The 16,235-nt window shown below is 73.5% G+C and carries 15 protein-coding genes; 8 read left to right on the top strand and 7 right to left on the bottom strand.

The features are described 5' to 3' along the window. Window positions 1-20: 20 nt before the first annotated feature. The 3 genes from ACN27C_RS06420 (at window position 21) to ACN27C_RS06410 (ending at window position 4,233) form a co-directional block, all read left to right on the top strand. A complete protein-coding gene (locus ACN27C_RS06420) occupies window positions 21-1,553 on the top strand; it encodes an NADH-quinone oxidoreductase subunit M (RefSeq protein ID WP_013473559.1) in 1,533 nt (510 codons plus the stop codon). After that, a complete protein-coding gene (nuoN, locus tag ACN27C_RS06415) occupies window positions 1,550-3,103 on the top strand; it encodes an NADH-quinone oxidoreductase subunit NuoN (protein WP_120572071.1) in 1,554 nt (517 codons plus the stop codon). The genes ACN27C_RS06420 and nuoN overlap by 4 nt, the downstream gene beginning before the upstream one ends. A gap of 89 nt (window positions 3,104-3,192) precedes the next feature. Then, the gene (locus tag ACN27C_RS06410) at window positions 3,193-4,233 is read left to right on the top strand and encodes a polyprenyl synthetase family protein (protein ID WP_120572070.1); all 1,041 of its coding nucleotides are present in this window, start codon (window positions 3,193-3,195) and stop codon (window positions 4,231-4,233) included. Window positions 4,234-4,377: 144 nt separating this feature from the next. Here the strand turns inward: ACN27C_RS06410 and ACN27C_RS06405 are convergent, their stop codons facing one another. Beyond that, complete coding sequence (locus ACN27C_RS06405; RefSeq protein WP_422750704.1) at window positions 4,378-5,568, bottom strand: MFS transporter; 1,191 nt, start codon at window positions 5,566-5,568, stop codon at window positions 4,378-4,380. Window positions 5,569-5,721: 153 nt separating this feature from the next. Between ACN27C_RS06405 and ACN27C_RS06400 the strand changes: the two genes are divergently transcribed. Further along, complete coding sequence (locus tag ACN27C_RS06400; protein WP_120572069.1) at window positions 5,722-6,504, top strand: IclR family transcriptional regulator; 783 nt, start codon at window positions 5,722-5,724, stop codon at window positions 6,502-6,504. A gap of 116 nt (window positions 6,505-6,620) precedes the next feature. On the opposite strand, the gene ACN27C_RS06395 is transcribed toward ACN27C_RS06400, so the two are convergent. Next, window positions 6,621-8,747, bottom strand: a complete 2,127-nt coding sequence (locus ACN27C_RS06395; RefSeq protein ID WP_422750703.1) for a PhoX family protein — start codon at window positions 8,745-8,747, stop codon at window positions 6,621-6,623. Between the two features lie 169 nt (window positions 8,748-8,916). Between ACN27C_RS06395 and ACN27C_RS06390 the strand changes: the two genes are divergently transcribed. Together ACN27C_RS06390 and ACN27C_RS06385 are read left to right on the top strand one after the other, a co-directional pair. After that, on the top strand, window positions 8,917-9,486 hold the full coding sequence (locus ACN27C_RS06390; RefSeq protein ID WP_013283619.1) for a sigma-70 family RNA polymerase sigma factor: 570 nt from the start codon (window positions 8,917-8,919) through the stop codon (window positions 9,484-9,486). Beyond that, a complete protein-coding gene (locus ACN27C_RS06385; RefSeq protein WP_357898121.1) occupies window positions 9,483-10,172 on the top strand; it encodes an anti-sigma factor family protein in 690 nt (229 codons plus the stop codon). The genes ACN27C_RS06390 and ACN27C_RS06385 overlap by 4 nt, the downstream gene beginning before the upstream one ends. Window positions 10,173-10,278: 106 nt before the next feature. Here ACN27C_RS06385 and rarD read toward each other — a convergent pair whose 3' ends face one another. The 4 genes from rarD to eccE form a co-directional block, all read right to left on the bottom strand. After that, window positions 10,279-11,214, bottom strand: a complete 936-nt coding sequence (gene rarD / locus ACN27C_RS06380) for an EamA family transporter RarD (RefSeq protein ID WP_357800677.1) — start codon at window positions 11,212-11,214, stop codon at window positions 10,279-10,281. Next, complete coding sequence (locus ACN27C_RS06375) at window positions 11,211-11,699, bottom strand: GNAT family N-acetyltransferase (RefSeq protein ID WP_421499435.1); 489 nt, start codon at window positions 11,697-11,699, stop codon at window positions 11,211-11,213. The genes rarD and ACN27C_RS06375 overlap by 4 nt, the downstream gene beginning before the upstream one ends. Window positions 11,700-11,803: 104 nt before the next feature. Continuing rightward, window positions 11,804-12,190 (bottom strand): phage holin family protein, encoded by a 387-nt coding sequence (locus tag ACN27C_RS06370; protein ID WP_013283623.1) that lies wholly within the window; start codon window positions 12,188-12,190, stop codon window positions 11,804-11,806. Between the two features lie 57 nt (window positions 12,191-12,247). Next, the gene (gene eccE / locus ACN27C_RS06365; RefSeq protein ID WP_422750702.1) at window positions 12,248-14,044 is read right to left on the bottom strand and encodes a type VII secretion protein EccE; all 1,797 of its coding nucleotides are present in this window, start codon (window positions 14,042-14,044) and stop codon (window positions 12,248-12,250) included. 245 nt (window positions 14,045-14,289) lie between these two features. Here eccE and ACN27C_RS06360 point away from each other — a divergent pair, with 245 nt between their 5' ends. After that, the gene (locus tag ACN27C_RS06360) at window positions 14,290-14,607 is read left to right on the top strand and encodes a WXG100 family type VII secretion target (protein ID WP_120572063.1); all 318 of its coding nucleotides are present in this window, start codon (window positions 14,290-14,292) and stop codon (window positions 14,605-14,607) included. A gap of 20 nt (window positions 14,608-14,627) precedes the next feature. Continuing rightward, window positions 14,628-14,921 carry a WXG100 family type VII secretion target gene (locus tag ACN27C_RS06355; RefSeq protein ID WP_120572062.1) on the top strand — a complete coding sequence of 98 codons (294 nt, stop codon included), beginning with the start codon at window positions 14,628-14,630 and terminating at the stop codon, window positions 14,919-14,921. Between the two features lie 61 nt (window positions 14,922-14,982). Here ACN27C_RS06355 and mycP read toward each other — a convergent pair whose 3' ends face one another. Then, window positions 14,983-16,197: a type VII secretion-associated serine protease mycosin gene (mycP, locus tag ACN27C_RS06350; RefSeq protein WP_422750701.1), complete on the bottom strand. Its 1,215-nt coding sequence runs from the start codon at window positions 16,195-16,197 to the stop codon at window positions 14,983-14,985. Between the last annotated feature and the right edge of the window lie 38 nt (window positions 16,198-16,235).

Here is a 16,235-nt window from a genome sequence, read left to right as displayed (position 1 = left end):
GACGGAGGTAAGGCCGAATAATGTCCAACTTCCCGTTCCTCTCGGTGCTGACCGTGGCGCCGCTGGTCGGCGCCCTGGTGGTGGCACTGCTGCCCCGCAGCCGCCCGGACCTGGCCAAGCTGGTCGCGTTCGGCTGGTCGCTGCTGGTGCTGGTGCTGTCGGTGGTGATGTGGTTCGCCTTCTCCGCCGGCGGTGACCGGTTCCAGTTCCGCGAGTCGTACCCGTGGATCCCGAACTGGGGCGTGAACTTCACCTTCGAGGTGGACGGCATCGCGCTGGTCATGCTGATGCTGATCGCGATCCTGGTGCCGCTGGTGATCCTGGCGTCCTGGCACGACGCCGAGGCGTCGAAGCGCTCGGTGCCCGCGTACTTCGCGCTGCTGCTCGTCCTCGAGTGCACGATGATCGGCGTCTTCGCCGCCGCCGACGTCTTCCTGTTCTACGTGTTCTTCGAGGTCATGCTGGTGCCGATGTACTTCCTGATCGGCAGCTACGGCGGCCACCAGCGGCAGTACGCGGCGGTGAAGTTCTTCCTCTACTCGCTGGTCGGCGGTCTGTTCATGCTGGCCGCGGTGATCGGCCTCTGGGTGGTCGGCGGGAAGACCTTCGACTGGCAGGCGCTGAGCCAGGCCGAGTTCGCCACCGACACGGCCCGCTGGCTGTTCCTCGGCTTCTTCGTCGCCTTCGCGATCAAGGCGCCGTTCTTCCCGTTCCACACCTGGCTGCCGGACGCCGGTGGCGCGGCCCCGGCCGGTGCCGCCGCGCTGCTGGTCGGCGTGCTGGACAAGGTCGGCACGTTCGGCATCCTGCGCTACTGCCTCCCGCTGTTCCCGGAGGCGTCGCGCTGGTTCGCGCCGTGGGCGCTCGCGCTCGGCGTCATCGGCATCATCTACGCGGCGCTGCTGGCGGTCGGCCAGAACGACCTGAAGCGGCTGGTGTCGTACACCTCGATCGCGCACTTCGGGTTCATCGGCGTCGGCATCTTCGCGTTCACCACCCAGGCCGGCACCGGCGCGGTGCTCTACATGCTCAACCACGGCCTGGCCACCGGCCTGCTGTTCCTGGTGGTCGGCATGCTGATCGCCCGGCGCGGCTCGGCGCTGATCAGCGACTTCGGCGGCGCGGGCAAGCTGGTGCCGGTGCTGGCCGGTGTGCTCTTCTTCGCCGGTCTCGCCTCGCTGGCGCTGCCCGGTACCGCGCCGTTCGTCTCCGAGTTCCTGGTGCTGATCGGCACGTTCACCGTCAACAAGCCGGTCGCGGTGATCGCCACGCTCGGCATCATCCTGGCGGCGGCGTACGTGCTGTGGATGGTGCAGCGCACCACGCAGGGCACGCTGAACCCGGCGCTGACCGAGGTCGAGGGCATGCGCCGCGACCTCACCCTGCGCGAGAAGGTGGTCGTCGCGCCGCTGATCGCGCTGATCGTGCTGCTCGGCTTCTATCCCAAGCCGGTCACCGATGTCATCAACCCCGCCGTCCAGGCGACCATGCAGGACGTCGGCAAGTCCGATCCCGCCCCTGAGGTCGGCAGCGTCCAGGAGGCTGCGAAGTGAGTGAACTGAGGCTGCCGTCGATCGACTACGGGGCGCTCGCTCCGATCCTGATCATGCTGGGCGCGGCGCTGCTCGGGGTCCTGGTCGAGGCGTTCGTACCGCGCCGCCTGCGCAACGCGGTGCAGCTCGGGCTCGCCCTGGTGGCGATGCTCGCCGCGATCGTCATGGTGATCCTGAACGCCGACGACCGGCTGATCACCATCGGCGGCGCCATCGCGATCGACGGCCCGACGCTGTTCCTGCAGGGCGCCATCCTGGTGCTCGCCGTGATGGCGCTGCTGCTCGTCGGCGAGCGCACTGTCGAGCGGGGCGGCGCGTTCGTGGCGCACGCCGCTGTCACCGCCGAGTCGGCGGAGGACCGGCGGCAGGCCGAGGGTGTCGGTGGCGCCACCGAGGTCTACCCGCTGATGTCGTTCGCGATCGGCGGCATGCTGATCTTCGTGGCGGCGAACGACCTGCTGACCATGTTCGTCGCGCTGGAGGTCTTCTCCCTGCCGCTCTACCTGCTCTGCGCGCTGGCCCGCCGCCGGCGTCTGCTGAGCCAGGAGGCGGCGCTGAAGTACTTCATGCTCGGCGCGTACGCCTCGGCGTTCTTCCTGTTCGGTGTCGCCCTGATCTACGGCTTCACCTCCGGGATCCCGGGCCGCGCGGCCGGCGTCGACTTCGCCACCGTGCACGCCGCGGTCACCGAGTCGCCGTCCAGCCCGGTGCTGCTGTTCGCCGGCATGGCGCTGCTCGCCATCGGCCTGCTGTTCAAGGCCGCCGCCGCGCCGTTCCACGTCTGGACGCCGGACGTCTACCAGGGAGCGCCGACCCCGGTCACCGGCTTCATGGCGGCCTGCACCAAGGTCGCCGCGTTCGGTGCGCTGCTGCGCGTCTTCCACGTCGCGTTCGCCGGGGCGTCCTGGGACTTCACCCCGGTGCTCGGCGCGATCGCGGTGCTGACCATGCTGGTCGGCGCGGTGCTGGCGGTCACCCAGACCGACATCAAGCGCCTACTGGCGTACTCGTCGATCGCGAACGCCGGTTACCTGCTCGTCGGCGTGCTGGCGCCGAGCCGTGAAGGGCTCTCCGGCACCATGTTCTACCTGGCCGCGTACGGCTTCTCGGTGCTCGCCGCGTTCGCCGTGGTGACGCTCGTTCGCGACGCCGACGGGGAGGCCACCCACCTGTCCCGCTGGGCCGGGCTGGGCCGCCGCTCGCCGTTCTTCGCGGCGATCTTCACGTTCATCCTGCTGGCCTTCGCCGGTATCCCGCTGACCAGCGGCTTCACCAGCAAGTTCGCGGTCTTCGGCCCGGCCCTGGAGGCGAACCAGGCGTGGCTGGTGATCGCCGGCGTGCTGACCAGCATGGTGCTGGCCTTCCCGTACCTGCGGGTCGTGGTGATGATGTGGCTGTCCGAGCCGGGCGAGTCCACCCCGACGGTGACCGTGCCGGGCGCGCTCACCTCGGCCGCCCTGGTCATCGGCGTGCTCGCCACGCTGGTCCTCGGCGTGGTGCCCGGCCCGCTGCTCGACCTGACCACCGGTGCCGCCGAATTCGTCAGATGACAGACGTGATCCCACCGGGGGCCGGTACGCCGTGGCGTACCGGCCCCCGGCCCGTATCCCCGTCGACGAGCAGGTCGAACGGGTGTGGCATGGTTGAGGACGTGGCGAACCCGGCTGGCGAGCGTTCAGGTCAGTTCGGCGCGCTCGGCCTGCACCTCGCCGACCCGCGCGTCGAAGCCTCCGTGCTGGGCGTGCTCGACCGGGTCGAGGCGAGCCTGCGGGCGAGCGTGGCGAGCGCCGACCCGCTGGTGACCGAGGCTTCCCGGCACCTGGTCGAGGCCGGCGGCAAGCGGTTCCGTCCGCTTCTGGTGGCGCTCGGCGCGCAGTTCGGCGACCCGGATGCCGACCAGGTCGTCCCCGCCGCCGTGGTGATGGAGCTCACCCACCTGGCGACGCTCTACCACGACGACGTGATGGACGAGGCCGCGGTGCGGCGTGGCGCCCCGAGCGCCAACTCCCGCTGGACCAACTCGGTCGCCATCCTGGTCGGCGACTACCTCTTCGCCCGGGCCGCGGACATCGCCGCCGACCTGGGCCCCGAGGCGGTACGCCTCCAGGCGCGCACGTTCGCCCGCCTGGTGCACGGCCAGATCGCCGAGACGGTCGGCCCGCGCGACACCGACCCGGTCGCGCACTACCTGCACGTGATCGCCGAGAAGACCGGCTCGCTGATCGCCACGTCGGCCCGCTTCGGCGGCATGTTCGGCGGCGCGTCGCCCGAGCACGTCGAGGCCCTGGCCGAGTACGGCGAGATCATCGGCGTCGCGTTCCAGCTCTCCGACGACCTGCTGGACATCGCCAGCGAGTCGGTCCAGTCCGGCAAGACGCCCGGCACCGACCTGCGCGAGGGCGTACCCACCCTGCCGGTGCTCTACGCGATGGCCTCCGACGACGCGGACGCGGCGAGCGTACGGCTGCGCGAGATCCTGGCCACCGGCCCGCTGGTGGACGACGCGCTGCACGCCGAGGCGCTGGGCCTGCTGCGGGAGTCCCCGGCGCTCAAGCGGGCCCGGGAGACGGTGCGCAGCTACGCCGAGGACGCACGGGCCCGGCTGGCCCCGCTCCCCGAGGGCCCGGCGCGTCGCGCGCTGGAGTCCCTCTGCGACTACATCGCCGACCGCACCAGCTGACCCCCTCCCCACCCCACCCCACCGCACCGCCTGCCGCCCCGGCCGCCCCGTCGATCATGAGGTTGACGGGCTCGGGGACGGCGTGTCGCGCCGCCAACCTCATGATCGACGGGAGGGGTCGGGCGGGGCGGGGCGGGACGGCGGTCAGGTGGGGGTGGGGGTGGGGCGTAGGAGGCGGGCGCCGAGCAGCATCAGGAAGGCGGCCAGGAGCATCGCCGCGGCGGCCGTCAGCCACATCGCCGGGTAGCCCGCCGCGCCGGCCAGCGCGCCCAGGCCGAGCGGTCCCAGGCAGCCGCCCGCGTACACGCCGGTCTGGGTGATCGAGGTGGCGGCGGCCGGTGCCTGCGGGTGGAGCCGGACCACGGCGAAGTTCATCAGCCCCGGCCAGGCCCAGCCGAGACCGAAGCCGAGCACCACGCCCGCGACCAGCGGTGCCGAACCGGCCACCGCGAGCAGGATCAGGCCGATCGAGCCGGTCAGCAGCATTCCGGCGATCAGTCCGACGTGCCCGCTGGTGCGCCGGTCGGCCAGCCAGCCGAGGCCCACCCGGGCGAGCACGCACACCACGCTGCCCAGGGTCAGCGTCAGGCCGGCCAGGCCGGGGGAGAGGCCGCGCGCCGCCGACGAGTCCACCAGGAACGTGCCGAGGGCGTTCGCCGCGGCCGCCGCGAGCGTCGCGGCCAGCCCGATCACCACGAGCGGGCCGGTGCCACCGTTGCGACGGCCGGAGGCGGTCCGGGCCCGCCGGTCCCGCCCGGCCCGGGGTACGGCCGGCAGCACGGCCAGCGCGGCCACCGCTGCGGCCACGAAGGCCCAGCGCCAGCCGGCGGTGAGCGCGACAGTGGGGACCGCCAGACCGGCCAGCAGCGTGGCGGCCGGTACGGCGGCCTGCTTCACACCGAACGAGAGGCCCTGCCGGTGGGCGGGTACGTGCTCGGCGAGCGCCGCGTTGCTGGCGAGCTGCCCGAGGGCGTTGGCGGCGGCGCTGAGGGCCAGCAGCGCCACCAGGACCGGGTACGACCGGGCCAGCCCGGCCACTGCCAGCAGCGAGGCGGCGGAGAGCAGGATGGCGGCCCGGGCGACCGGGGCCGGGCCGAAGCGCTCGACCAGGGCGCCGGAGGGCACCGAGGCGAGCGCGCTCACGCCGAAGTAGATCGAGACGGCCAGGCCCAGCCCGGCCGGGCTGAAGCGGAGTTCGTCCGCGAGCTGTACGGCGAGACCGCCGACCAGGAAGACGGGCAGAACGCACACGATCGTGGTGAGGGTGGCGCCCGCGCCCACGGAGACGGCGTGTCGGGCCTTCGGCGGGTCGGTTCGCGAAACAGTTTCGGTCATCGCGAGCACACCTTACGCCGGAACGTTTTGGCTGCTCATCGTGTCCGTCGGCACACGGTCTGTGTCCGGTCTTCTGGCATCCTCCATCCGAACAGGCATTTCGCACTCGGCCGGTTTTTCATATGGTGTAAGTCCCCGGCGGCGGAGGTGGTTGTGCGCGACCCCTTGGCGGAACCCTCGGACCTGATCCGTAGCGTGTCCCGCGCGCTTCGAGTGCTCGAGTCGGTCGGCCGTGCGCCGAGAGGGCTCACCGTGAAGCAGATCGCCCGGCGCTGCGAGCTGACCGTCGCCACCACCTACCACCTGGTGCGCACGCTCGCGTACGAGGGCTACGTGATCCGGCGCGAGGACGGGACGTACATCGTGGGGTTGGAGGTGGCCGACCGCTACCGCGAGCTGGTCACCGCGTTCCGGGGGCCGCCGGCGGTGGGCGAGGCGCTGCGCCGCGCGGCGACCGACACCGGCTGGAGCCACTACCTCGGCCGTTTCGTCGGCGGACAGGTGGCGGTGACCGCGTCCGCCGAAGGGCCGCGCTCGCCCTACATGGAAGACCTGGTGCCGGGCTTCGACGAGGGCGCGCACGCCACCGCGCTGGGCAAGAGCCTGCTCGCCACGCTCACCACCGAACAGCGCTTCCGCTACCTGCGCGAGTACGGCATGCGCCCGTTCACCACCGCCACCCTCACCACCGTCGAGGCGTTCGAGGCGGACCTGGCCGCCGGTGACCGTCGCGGCATGCAGCTCGAACTCGGGCAGTTCCGGCAGGGCGTGGCGTGTGCCGCGGTGCTCGTCAGCCCGGACAAGGACATCGAGCGCCGGGTCGTGCTGGCGTGCGCGCTGCCGGCCGGCGAGATGATGACCTCGGCCCGGGTGGTCCGCGCCAAGCTGCTCACCGCCGCGCGGGCCATCGCCGACGGGATCGCCTCGGAGAACTGACGAGCCGCGTGCCGTCGCGGACGGGGTCGCCTCCGAGAACTGACGAAGGGCCGCCGACCTGGTGGGTCGGCGGCCCCTCGCGGGGCGGTCCAGCGCCGGACCGCCCCCGGGGTGGGTCAGCTACCGACCGGGCCGCCGTCGAGGCGCCAGGTGACCACCACGCCGGGCTTGGCGAAGTCGCCGTCCGGCCAGGTGGAGGCCGGGTTCTCCACCGACGCGCCGGTGACCTCGCCCGGGTGCTGTACCGCCACGAAGACCGAACGGTTGTCACCGGTGATGAACGGGCCGCAGGTCTCCGCGCCGAGCGGCACGGTGAGGAACTGCTTCAGGTGGCCCCGCTCCGGCCCCTCGACGGCGGTGGCGAACAGGCCGTCGTTGCTGCCCAGCGCGTTGCCGTCGGTCGAGATCCACAGGTTGCCGGTGGCGTCGAAGGCGACGTTGTCCGGGCAGGAGATCGGGGAGACCTTCGTCTTGTCGTACCCGGCGAAGTAGGTCGACGCGTCGGCCGGGTCGCCGCAGACGATCGGCAGCGACCAGGCGAAGGTCTCGGCGGTGTTGTCGCCGCGGTCCTCGACCAGCTCCAGGATCTGCCCGTGCTTGTTGCTGTTGCGCGGGTTCGCCTCGTCGGCGGGCGCCTTGCCGGCCTTGCCGCGGTCGCTGTTGTTCGTCAGCGCCACGTAGACCTTGCCGGTGAGCAGGCTCGGCTCGACGTCCTCGGGCCGGTCCATCTTCGTCGCGCCGACCTTGTCCCCGGCCAGCCGGGTGAAGGTGAGCACGTCCGCGGCGGTCATGCCGTCGACGTACGAGCGGTTGCCGCTGACCAGCTTGATCCAGCGGCCGCGGCCACCGAAGCCGCCGTCGGCCGGGAGCGTGCCGGAACCGTCGATCTCGGCGGCCGGGCTGTCGCCCTCGATCTTCGCGACGTAGAGCGTGCCCGACTCCAGCAGCGTCAGGTTGTGCCGCCGCGCCACCGAGGACTTCCCCGGCATGAACTTCTTGTCCGAGACGAACTTGTAGAGGTAGTCGAAGCGCTCGTCGTCGCCCATGTACGCGACCACCCGGCCGTTGCGCGCCACGATGACGTTCGCGCCCTCGTGCTTGAACCGGCCCAGCGCGGTGTGCTTGCGCGGCTTGGCCTGCGGGTCGAACGGGTCGATCTCGACGACCCAGCCGAACCGGTTCGCCTCGTTGGGGTGCCGGGCCAGGTCGAAGCGCTCGTCCGCCCGCTCCCACTTGCGGCTGCCGCTCGGGTGGCGCACGTCGGTCGGGATGCCGTACCGGGCCAGCTTCGGCTTCTGCTCCTCCGGCGCGCCGTCGCCGCCGACGAAGTACTGGTTGAAGTTCTCCTCGCCGGAGAGCACAGTGCCCCACGGGGTGACGCCACCGGCACAGTTGTTGAGCGTGCCGATCACGGTCCGGCCCTTCGGGTCGGCGGCGGTACGCAGCCACGCCGAGCCGGCGGCCGGGCCGGTCAGCTCGAACTTCGTGGCCAGCGCGGTGACCCGGCGGTTGTACTCGCGCCGGCCACGCCGTACCGGCCGCCACTGCCCGGTGTTCTCCACCCGCTCCAGCTCCACCACTGACATGCCGTGCGCGGCCATCGCCACCCGCACCTGCTCGACCGTGAGCGCGTCCTGGCCGGTGAAGCCGGGGAACATCAGGTCCTCGTTGGTGTACTCGTGGTTCACCACGAGCAGCGCGCGCCGACGGTCGATCGGCAGCACGCCGACGAAGTCGTTGTTGTAGCCGAACTGCTTCGACTGGGCGACTGCGGTCTGCCGGTCCAGGTCGAACGCGGGTGCGCCGGGCACGACCTCGTCACCCCAGCGGATCACGACGGAGTGGTCGTACCCGTTGGGGACCACGAGGGTGTCGAGCTTGTTCGGCGGGATCGGCTTGAACGTCAGCGCGCCGCTGCCCGGACGGCCCGCCCCGGCGGGCGGCACCTCGCCGCCGCCGGGAACCGGCGGGGCGGCGGGCGCGGCGGCGGCCGGCGCGGCGCCGGCCAGCGCGCCCGCGGCGGCGCCGCCGAAGCCGAGCACCAGCGCGCCGACCGCGCCGGCCCGGACCACGCCGCGCCGGGAGATCTCGGTGCCGACCACGTCCCCGAAGTACGGGTTGTCGGTCGGGTTCGGCACCGGGTGGTCACACGCGTTGCCGCACCGGTACAGACAGGTCATCGCGTCGCGGCTGCCGTGGCGGGTGCCACCGAGCAGCGGAAGCAGGCGAGGCCGGTCGCTCATGTGGTGGAGCCTCCTGATCTCAACGTCGGAAGGCGCGCGGGTGATCGGCTCGCGCGCTCACCCGCCGGACGCTGCCAGGGCACGGTGAGCGGCGATCGGCCCGGACCTGAACCGGACGTGAACAGCTCCGCGCTGACCTGCGGATGAACCGTTCGGCGTCACGGCACGTATGGAAGGGCGAACGCATCGCCGGTTTCCCCGCCGCCGGAAGCGAGGTACCGCCATCAGTGACCACGACGCCCAACTGCTGCGCGCGCTGCACGACGAGCATGCCGACGCGCTGTACGCGCACGCCCTGCGGCTGGTCAACGGCGATCGGCCCCGGGCCGAGGATCTCGTACAGGAGACGCTGCTGCGCGCCTGGCGGCACCCCGAGTCGCTGGACCCGCGACGCGGCTCGGTACGCGCCTGGCTGTTCACCACCGCGCGGAACCTCGCCATCGACGCCTGGCGGCGGCGCTCGGCCCGGGTCGGCGAGGTCTACACGGACGAACTGCCCGAGACCGCCGAGACGGTCGACGAGACCGAGCGCGCGGTGGAGGCGTGGACGGTCGCCGAGGCGCTCAACCGGCTCAGCCCGACCCACCGGGAAGTGCTGGTGGAGTGCTTCTACCAGGGGCGTTCGGTGGCGGAGGCGGCGGCGCGGCTGGGCGTACCACCGGGCACGGTGAAGTCGCGCACCCACTACGCGCTGCGCTCACTACGGTTGGCGCTGGCCGAGATGGGGGTGACCGGGTGACACGCTGCGAGTTCGCGCACGACGACGGGGCGTACGTGCTCGGTGCCCTCGCACCGGCGGACCGGGTCGCCTACGAGCGGCACCTGGCCGGGTGCGCGCAGTGCCGGGAGGCGGTGGCCGAGATCGCCGTGCTGCCCGGCCTGCTGGGCCGGCTCGACCCGGCCGGGCTGGAACAGTTCCTGGAGGTCGGGCCGGAGACGTCGCCGGTGCCCGCGCTGCTCGACGCCGCGCGCGAGCGCAAGCGCCGCGACCGGTCCCGCTCCCGCCGACGGTACGCACTGACAGCGCTCGCCGCCGCCGCGCTCGCCGTGCTGGCGGGCGTCGGGGTGGGGCTCGTGCAGTCGCCCGCCGAGCCGTCCAAGCCGCCGGTGGCGCTGGCCTCCATGCGGCCGGTGGCCGGGACGGTGCCGGTGCACGCCGAGGTGGGGCTGACCGAGACGCCGTGGGGCACCGAGGTCACCATGCACTGCGGGTACGACAGGCGGGCCGGGCACCGGGAGGCGTACACGTTCCGGCTGGTGGCGCACGGCCCGGACGGCGCGACGGAGCAGATCGGCTCCTGGCTCGCCGCTCCCGGGGACGACCTGCGCTTCTCCGGCGTCACCCGCTTCACCAAGGGCGAACTGGTCCGCCTGGAGCTGCTCCGAGGAACAAACGCCCCCGTCCTGGCCTACGACCTCCGCTGACCCCGCCCGTCGCCCTCACTCTCCCGCCCGCTCTCCCCGTTGATCTTGCACTTTTGGCCCTCGGCGCGGGTGGTTCGCCCCTTTCGCCGGGGCAGCAAGTGCAAGATCAGCGAGACGGGGTGGGGGTGGAGGTGGGGACGGGGGTGGGGGTGCGGGCGGCTGCGCGGGTGCGGTGGGAGTGGCGCAGGGCGTCGGCGGTGAAGACCACCAGGGCGAGCCAGACCAGGGCGAAGCCGGCCAGCCGGGCCGGCGGCATCGGCTCGTGGAAGATCAGCACGCCGCAGCCGAGCTGGAGGATCGGCGCGAGGTACTGCAGCATGCCGACAGTGGACAGCGGCAGCCGGTTCGCCGCCCCGGCGAACAGCAGCAGCGGGATCGCGGTGGCGGCGCCGGCGAGCACCAGCAGCGCGGTGTGCCCGGCCGACACGTGCCCGAACGTCGAGTCACCGCGTGCCGACAGCCACCCCAGGTACGCCAGGGCGGGCAGCGCCAGCACCGCCGACTCGACGAACAGCCCTTCCGTGGCGGGCAGCGCGAGCTGCTTCTTGACCAGGCCGTACCCGGCGAAGCTGAACGCCAGCGTGAGCGCCAGCCAGGGCAGACGGCCGTAGTCGACGGTGAGCACCGCGACCGCGAGCGCGCCGACGCCGAGCGCCGCCCACTGAGCCCGGCGCAGGCGTTCCCGCAGCACCAGCACGCCGAACAGCACCGACACCAGCGGGTTGATGAAGTAGCCGAGCGCCGTCTCCACCACCCGGTCGGAGTTCACGCCGTAGATGTACGTGCCCCAGTTGACGGCGATCAGCGCGGCGGCGAGCCCGATGCCGGCGAGCGCCCGCGGCCGCCGGGCCAGCTTGCGCAGGAAGCCGGCGTGCCGCGTCGCGGCCAGCAGCAACGCCACGAACGCCACCGACCAGAGGATCCGGTGCGCGAGGATCTCCACCGGCCCGGCCGGGCGCAGCAGCTTCAGGTAGATCGGGAAGAAACCCCAGATCAGGTACGCGCCGACGCCGTACAGGTAGCCGAGCCGGAGCTGGTTCACCGCTCCACCGTAAGTGGTGGATCGCTGCACTGGTCCTTATCGGTGACCGGCGTCACCCGCTGGTCCAGCTCCATCCACCGATCCGGCGCGACCGGCCGGAAACCGATCTTCGCGTAGACCCCGTGCGCATCGAGCGTGGCCAGCAGGATGCGGCGTACGCCCAGCTCGTTCAGGTGGTCGCGGACCGCGCCGGCCAGCCAGGTGCCCAGCCCGCGACCCCGCTCGGCCGGGTCCACGTACACGTCGCAGAGCCAGGCGAACGTGGCCCCGTCGGTGACCACGCGGGCGACCGCCACCTGCCGTCCGTCGCCGGGCCGGTAGACGCCGAAGCCGATCGAGCCGGCGAAGGCGCGCGCCACCGTTTCCCGCTCCCGCCCCAGCGCCCAGTAGGCGTCGGTGGCGAGCCAGACGTGCACCCGGTCCAGGTCGATCCGGTCCGGGTCGGTGCTGATCTCGTAACCGTCCGCGCGGGTCACTGTGAACACGCGGCCGAGGCTAGTACCGCCACCGGGCCCTTCCGCCAGCCAATTCCCTACTGCTGGCCTGGCGGTCCCGGCCGGCCGCCGCGGCGACCGGCCGGGACCGGGCGTCAGTCGCGGTCGAGGACGGCGCCGAGGATCCAGGTGACGATGCCGACGAAGAGCGCGCCCAGCACCGCCTCCGGCCAGAACCCGTCCACGTGGAAGGGCAGGCCGGCCTCACCGGCGATCCAGCTGGTGAGCAGGAAGAGCAGGCCGTTCACGACCAGCGCGATCAGGCCGAGGGTCAGCAGGTAGAAGCCGCACCCCACGGTCTTGATGATCGGCTGGAGCACCGCGTTCACCACGCCGAAGATGACCGCGACGAGCACCAGCGTGATCACCGTCTCGGTGGCCGAGTCGGAGTCGAGCGAGATGCCCGGGATGAGCAGGGTGGCGAGCCAGAACGCCACCGCCGTCGAACCCACGCGAATCAGAAGACCCTTCAGGAAATCCATGGCCGGGATCGTGCCACGGCCGTACCACCAGGGGAAGTCGCCCGGCGGCGCGTTCCGTCAGTGCCGGGCCGGACGACCGACCAGTTGCGACTCGACAGGTGTGGGCGAGAGCAGCGCCCAGCGCAGGGCCCGCCGGTTGACCACCGCCACCATGTCGTCGCGGATCCGGGTCAGCCACTCCGCGGAGCCGCCCAGGCCCAGCGCCGCGCCCGCGAGCGCGGCCTCGTCCGGGTCGAGCGGCTGGAGGATCGCCAGGTCGGCGCGGGCCAGCGCGGGAGTGTCGGCCGGGGTCAGCTCGTCACGGACCACCAGCACCGACTGCCAGGCGGCTGCCGGTCCGGCCTCCGGCGGCACCGGGCCGGCGTCCACCACCACCAGCAGCGGATGCAGCGGCGAGCCGGGCGCGCCACCGACCGGACGACCCGGCGGGAGCAGCGGTACGCCGCCGCCGACCGTCCCGACACCCCGCACGAACGGTTCCCAGAACCGGGGACGGCCGGTCTGCACCACCACGCGCGCGCCGAGCGCCAGCGCCCGCAGCACGAGCAGTTGGGCCGCGGGCACGCCGCCGACGAGCAGCACCCGCGTCGTGGCCGGCCGGAACAGCCGGACGGTGAGCGCGGCGCCGTGCCGGTTCGCGCCCACCATCAGGCCCGCGGCGGCCGGGGGCAGGTCCAGCGCGGGCGGGGGCGACCCGGCCGCGGCCCCACCGGTCACCGCCAACGGCAGCGTGGCGGCCAGCCCGGCCAGGTGCTCACCGTCGATCCGGCGCAACTCGCCGCCGACGTCACCGGCGACCCGGCGCAGTGTGCGTTCCGCCGTCGACAGTTCGGCCGCGCTCCCGGCCGCCACCCGTACCGCAAGATCGGCCGGGACCGGCGCGGTGCCGGTGCGCGGACCGACCGTGAGCGCGACTGTGGTGGCGGTGGCCGGCAGCGCGAGCAACCGGCCCACCAGCCGTCGCGCCGCCTCGCCGCGCGGATCCGGCCACCGGCGCAGTCGCCAGGTGGCCTGCGTCAGGCCACCCACTGTGAGCTGGGGCCAGGTCTCCCGCACCGGGGCGCCGGGCTCGTGGTGGGCCAGTTCGGCGATCACCCGCGACGCCGCGTCGCCACCCAGCGGCCGGGCGCTGAGCGGGCCGAGCCGGCGGGCGAGCCGCCGCAGGGTGCCGGACAACGCCCGCAGCAGGTCCTCGTCCGGCCAGCCGTCGGCGCGCAGCACCTGGACGGCCAGCACCACGCGCGCCCGCCCGGCCACCCGCCCGTCGGTGAGCTGGCGGTACGACGTCCCGGCCGGACCGCCGGCCACAGCGGGCGCGGGTGCCGGCGAGGACGAGAACACCAGTTGCAGCCGGATCGCGGGAGCGTCCGGCCCGGCCGGTGGAAGCAGGCCGAACGGCGAGGGCAGCTCGTGCGCGTGGTCGCCGAGCAGGTCGTCCGGGTCGCCCAGCTCCAGCAACGCGGTCAGCCCGTCGGCGTCGTGCAGCACGGCCGCCCCACCGGACGCCTCCGTCGCGCCGACCACCGCGCCCGGCCGGAGCAGCGCCAGCAGCGCCGCCGGATCGGCCGCCGGTGGCAGCGCGCGCCGCCGGGTCAGGTACGCGGCGGCGGTGGCGAGCCACTCGTGGAGCCAGCGGCCGCGCACCCGCACCCACGCGGCGGGCAGCAGCAGGGCCGCCGACAGCAGCGCGACGGCCGTCGGCACGACACCCCGCCCGACGGCCGCGATCAGCACTGCCGCCGCGATCTGGGTCGCGACGATCTGGCCGGGGCGCAGCCGTGCCGTCGGACGGCTCGTCCACTGTGGCGTGCGGACCGCGACGGACGCGGGCCGCTCGGATGTGCTGGCGGTCACCGCACCTCCTCGCCGGACCTCCGCGTGACGCTGCCGTGGCTCATCGTAATGGGTGAGTTGTCCACAGGGGAGCCCGAAGGGGTAGCAGAACCGAAGTCGGACGGCTACCGTCAGCGACGAAATCGTCGAGTTGCGTGTCCGCCGCCGCCGGGCTTCCCCCTCCACCGGCCCCGGGCCCCCGCCGACGAGTCCACGGTGGTCACACGGTGACCAGCCACGACCGAGGAGACGAGGTGACGTCCGGGATGTCCCAGACCCAGGCAGAAGCCGCTGTGATGCAGCAGACCGCCGCGAAGTTCGAGCAGGTCGACCAGTCGCTCCAGACCATGCTCAGCGGCCTGATGGCCGAGCTGGAGGTGTTGCAGCAGGCCTGGCGGGGTGCCGGTGGGCGCTCGTTCGCCCAGGTCAAGCAGCAGTGGGCGCAGGACCAGGCCGCCCTTCACCGGGCGCTGCGCGAGACCGCCAACGCGATCCGCACCGCGGGCCGGCAGTACGACGTCTCCGACACCGAGGCCGCCGGCCGGGTGGCGGGCACCAACCGCGGCATCCAGCTGCCGCTCTGACAACCGGAAGGATCGAATCCATGGAGCACGGTGTGCTGGTCGTCAACTTCGCCGCCCTGCAACAGGCGGGCGCCGACATCCAACGGGCGCTGTCCACGCTGGAGAGCCAGCTCGGTCAGCTCGAACGCGACGCCGCCCCGCTGGTGGCGAGCTGGAACGGCGAGGCCCGCGAGGCGTACGAGGTGCGGCAGTCCCGGTGGCGGGCCGCCTCCCAGGATCTCCAGGCGATGCTGCGTGACATCAAGCTCGCGGTGGCGGACTCCGCGACCGACTACCTCGACACCGAGAAGCGCAACGCCAACCTGTTCCAGTGAGCCGACGCCGCGCGGCCCGGGCAGGTGACCCGGGCCGCGCGGCGTCGCACGTGACCGCCGGTCATCTCGGAGCCGCCGGGCCGGCCGCGCGCCAGCGCCTGCGCGCGCCGCGCGGCAGCACCAGGGCGAGCGCCGCCACCAGTGCCACCGCCCCGCCCGCGACGGCGGCGGCCGGCAGCGCCCGGTCCCGGGCCGAGTCCCGGCGGGACTGGCGGGCCAGCGCGGCCGGATCGGGCCGGTCGGCGGGAAGCGCCACTCCCGGCCGAGGGCGGGAATCGGTCGCGCCGGCCGACTCGGTCACCGCCCGGTACGGGTTGAGCACCCCCGCGCCGTAACCCGCGTCCCGCCCCGGCGCCGGGTCGGCGGCGGCCACGATCCGACCGGCCACCTCGTCCGCGCGCAGCCGGGGCCGGTACTGGCGCAGCAGCGCCGCCGTACCCGCCACGAACGGAGTGGCGTAGCTGGTCCCCTCCGCCCGCTGGTGCCCCGACCGGGGTGCCGCCATCAGCACCTCGCTCCCCGGGGCGACCACGTCCACGTACGAGCCGGTCTGGGAGAACGCCGAGCGTGTCCCGTCCCGCCCGATCGCGCCGACGCCGAGCACCCCGTCGTACGCCGCCGGATAGGGCCGGGGATCACCGTTGTCGTGCAGGTTCCCGGCGGCGGCCACCACGACCACGTCCCGCCGGACCGCGTAGGCGACGGCGGCGCGCACGGCCGGGTCGTCCGCGTACAGCACCACCGAGAGGTTCAGCACGTCGGCGTCCTGGTCCACGGCCCAGCGGATGGCCCGGGCGAACCCGGCCGCGTCGACCGTACGCCCCGACTCCCGCCCCTCGACGACCTGCTGCTCGCTCACCCGTACCGGCAGGATGCGCGCGTCCGGCGCGAGGCCGCGGAACGCGACGCCGGGCTGCGGCGCGGCGGCGATGATGCTCGCCACCCCGGTGCCGTGGCCGGCGCAGTCCCGGGTGCCGTCCCCGCCCCGGTCGAGGAAGTCGGCGCCGTCGAGAACCCGGCCGGCCAGCTGCGGGTGGGACCGGTCCACTCCCGAGTCGACCACCGCGACCACGATCCCGGCGCCCGTCGCGAGCGGGGTGAGCCGGTCCGGGGCGTACCGCTGCTGCGGCCACGGCTGGTCCGCCACCGGGCGGGCCGGCGCGGGCGGTGAGGCGCAGCCGGTGGGTGCGCGAGCCGCCGCCGGAGCGGCCGGAACCGCCGTGACGAGGAGCGTCGCCAGGGCGGCCACGGCGGGGTACGCGACTGGCCGAGACATCGACGACCTCCGTAACGTGTCGGCTCCGGAACGGGATG

Source organism: Micromonospora sp. WMMD1219 (assembly GCF_049315215.1).
GTDB lineage: Bacteria > Actinomycetota > Actinomycetes > Mycobacteriales > Micromonosporaceae > Micromonospora > Micromonospora tulbaghiae.
The sequence above is the reverse complement of the archived record's forward strand: the minus strand, read 5'-3'. Positions and strand labels throughout refer to the sequence as shown.

Excerpts from the sequence above, each read along its gene's own strand:
- ACN27C_RS06370 (WP_013283623.1), bottom strand. The coding sequence starts at position 12,190 with ATGGATTTCCTGAAGGGTCTTCTGATTCGCGTGGGTTCGACGGCGGTG.
- ACN27C_RS06405 (WP_422750704.1), bottom strand. The coding sequence starts at position 5,568 with ATGACCGAAACTGTTTCGCGAACCGACCCGCCGAAGGCCCGACACGCC.
- ACN27C_RS06410 (WP_120572070.1), top strand. The coding sequence starts at position 3,193 with ATGGTTGAGGACGTGGCGAACCCGGCTGGCGAGCGTTCAGGTCAGTTC.
- ACN27C_RS06355 (WP_120572062.1), top strand. The coding sequence starts at position 14,628 with ATGGAGCACGGTGTGCTGGTCGTCAACTTCGCCGCCCTGCAACAGGCG.
- ACN27C_RS06390 (WP_013283619.1), top strand. The coding sequence starts at position 8,917 with ATGGAAGGGCGAACGCATCGCCGGTTTCCCCGCCGCCGGAAGCGAGGT.
- mycP (WP_422750701.1), bottom strand. The coding sequence starts at position 16,197 with ATGTCTCGGCCAGTCGCGTACCCCGCCGTGGCCGCCCTGGCGACGCTC.
- ACN27C_RS06420 (WP_013473559.1), top strand. The coding sequence starts at position 21 with ATGTCCAACTTCCCGTTCCTCTCGGTGCTGACCGTGGCGCCGCTGGTC.
- ACN27C_RS06360 (WP_120572063.1), top strand. The coding sequence starts at position 14,290 with ATGTCCCAGACCCAGGCAGAAGCCGCTGTGATGCAGCAGACCGCCGCG.
- ACN27C_RS06395 (WP_422750703.1), bottom strand. The coding sequence starts at position 8,747 with ATGAGCGACCGGCCTCGCCTGCTTCCGCTGCTCGGTGGCACCCGCCAC.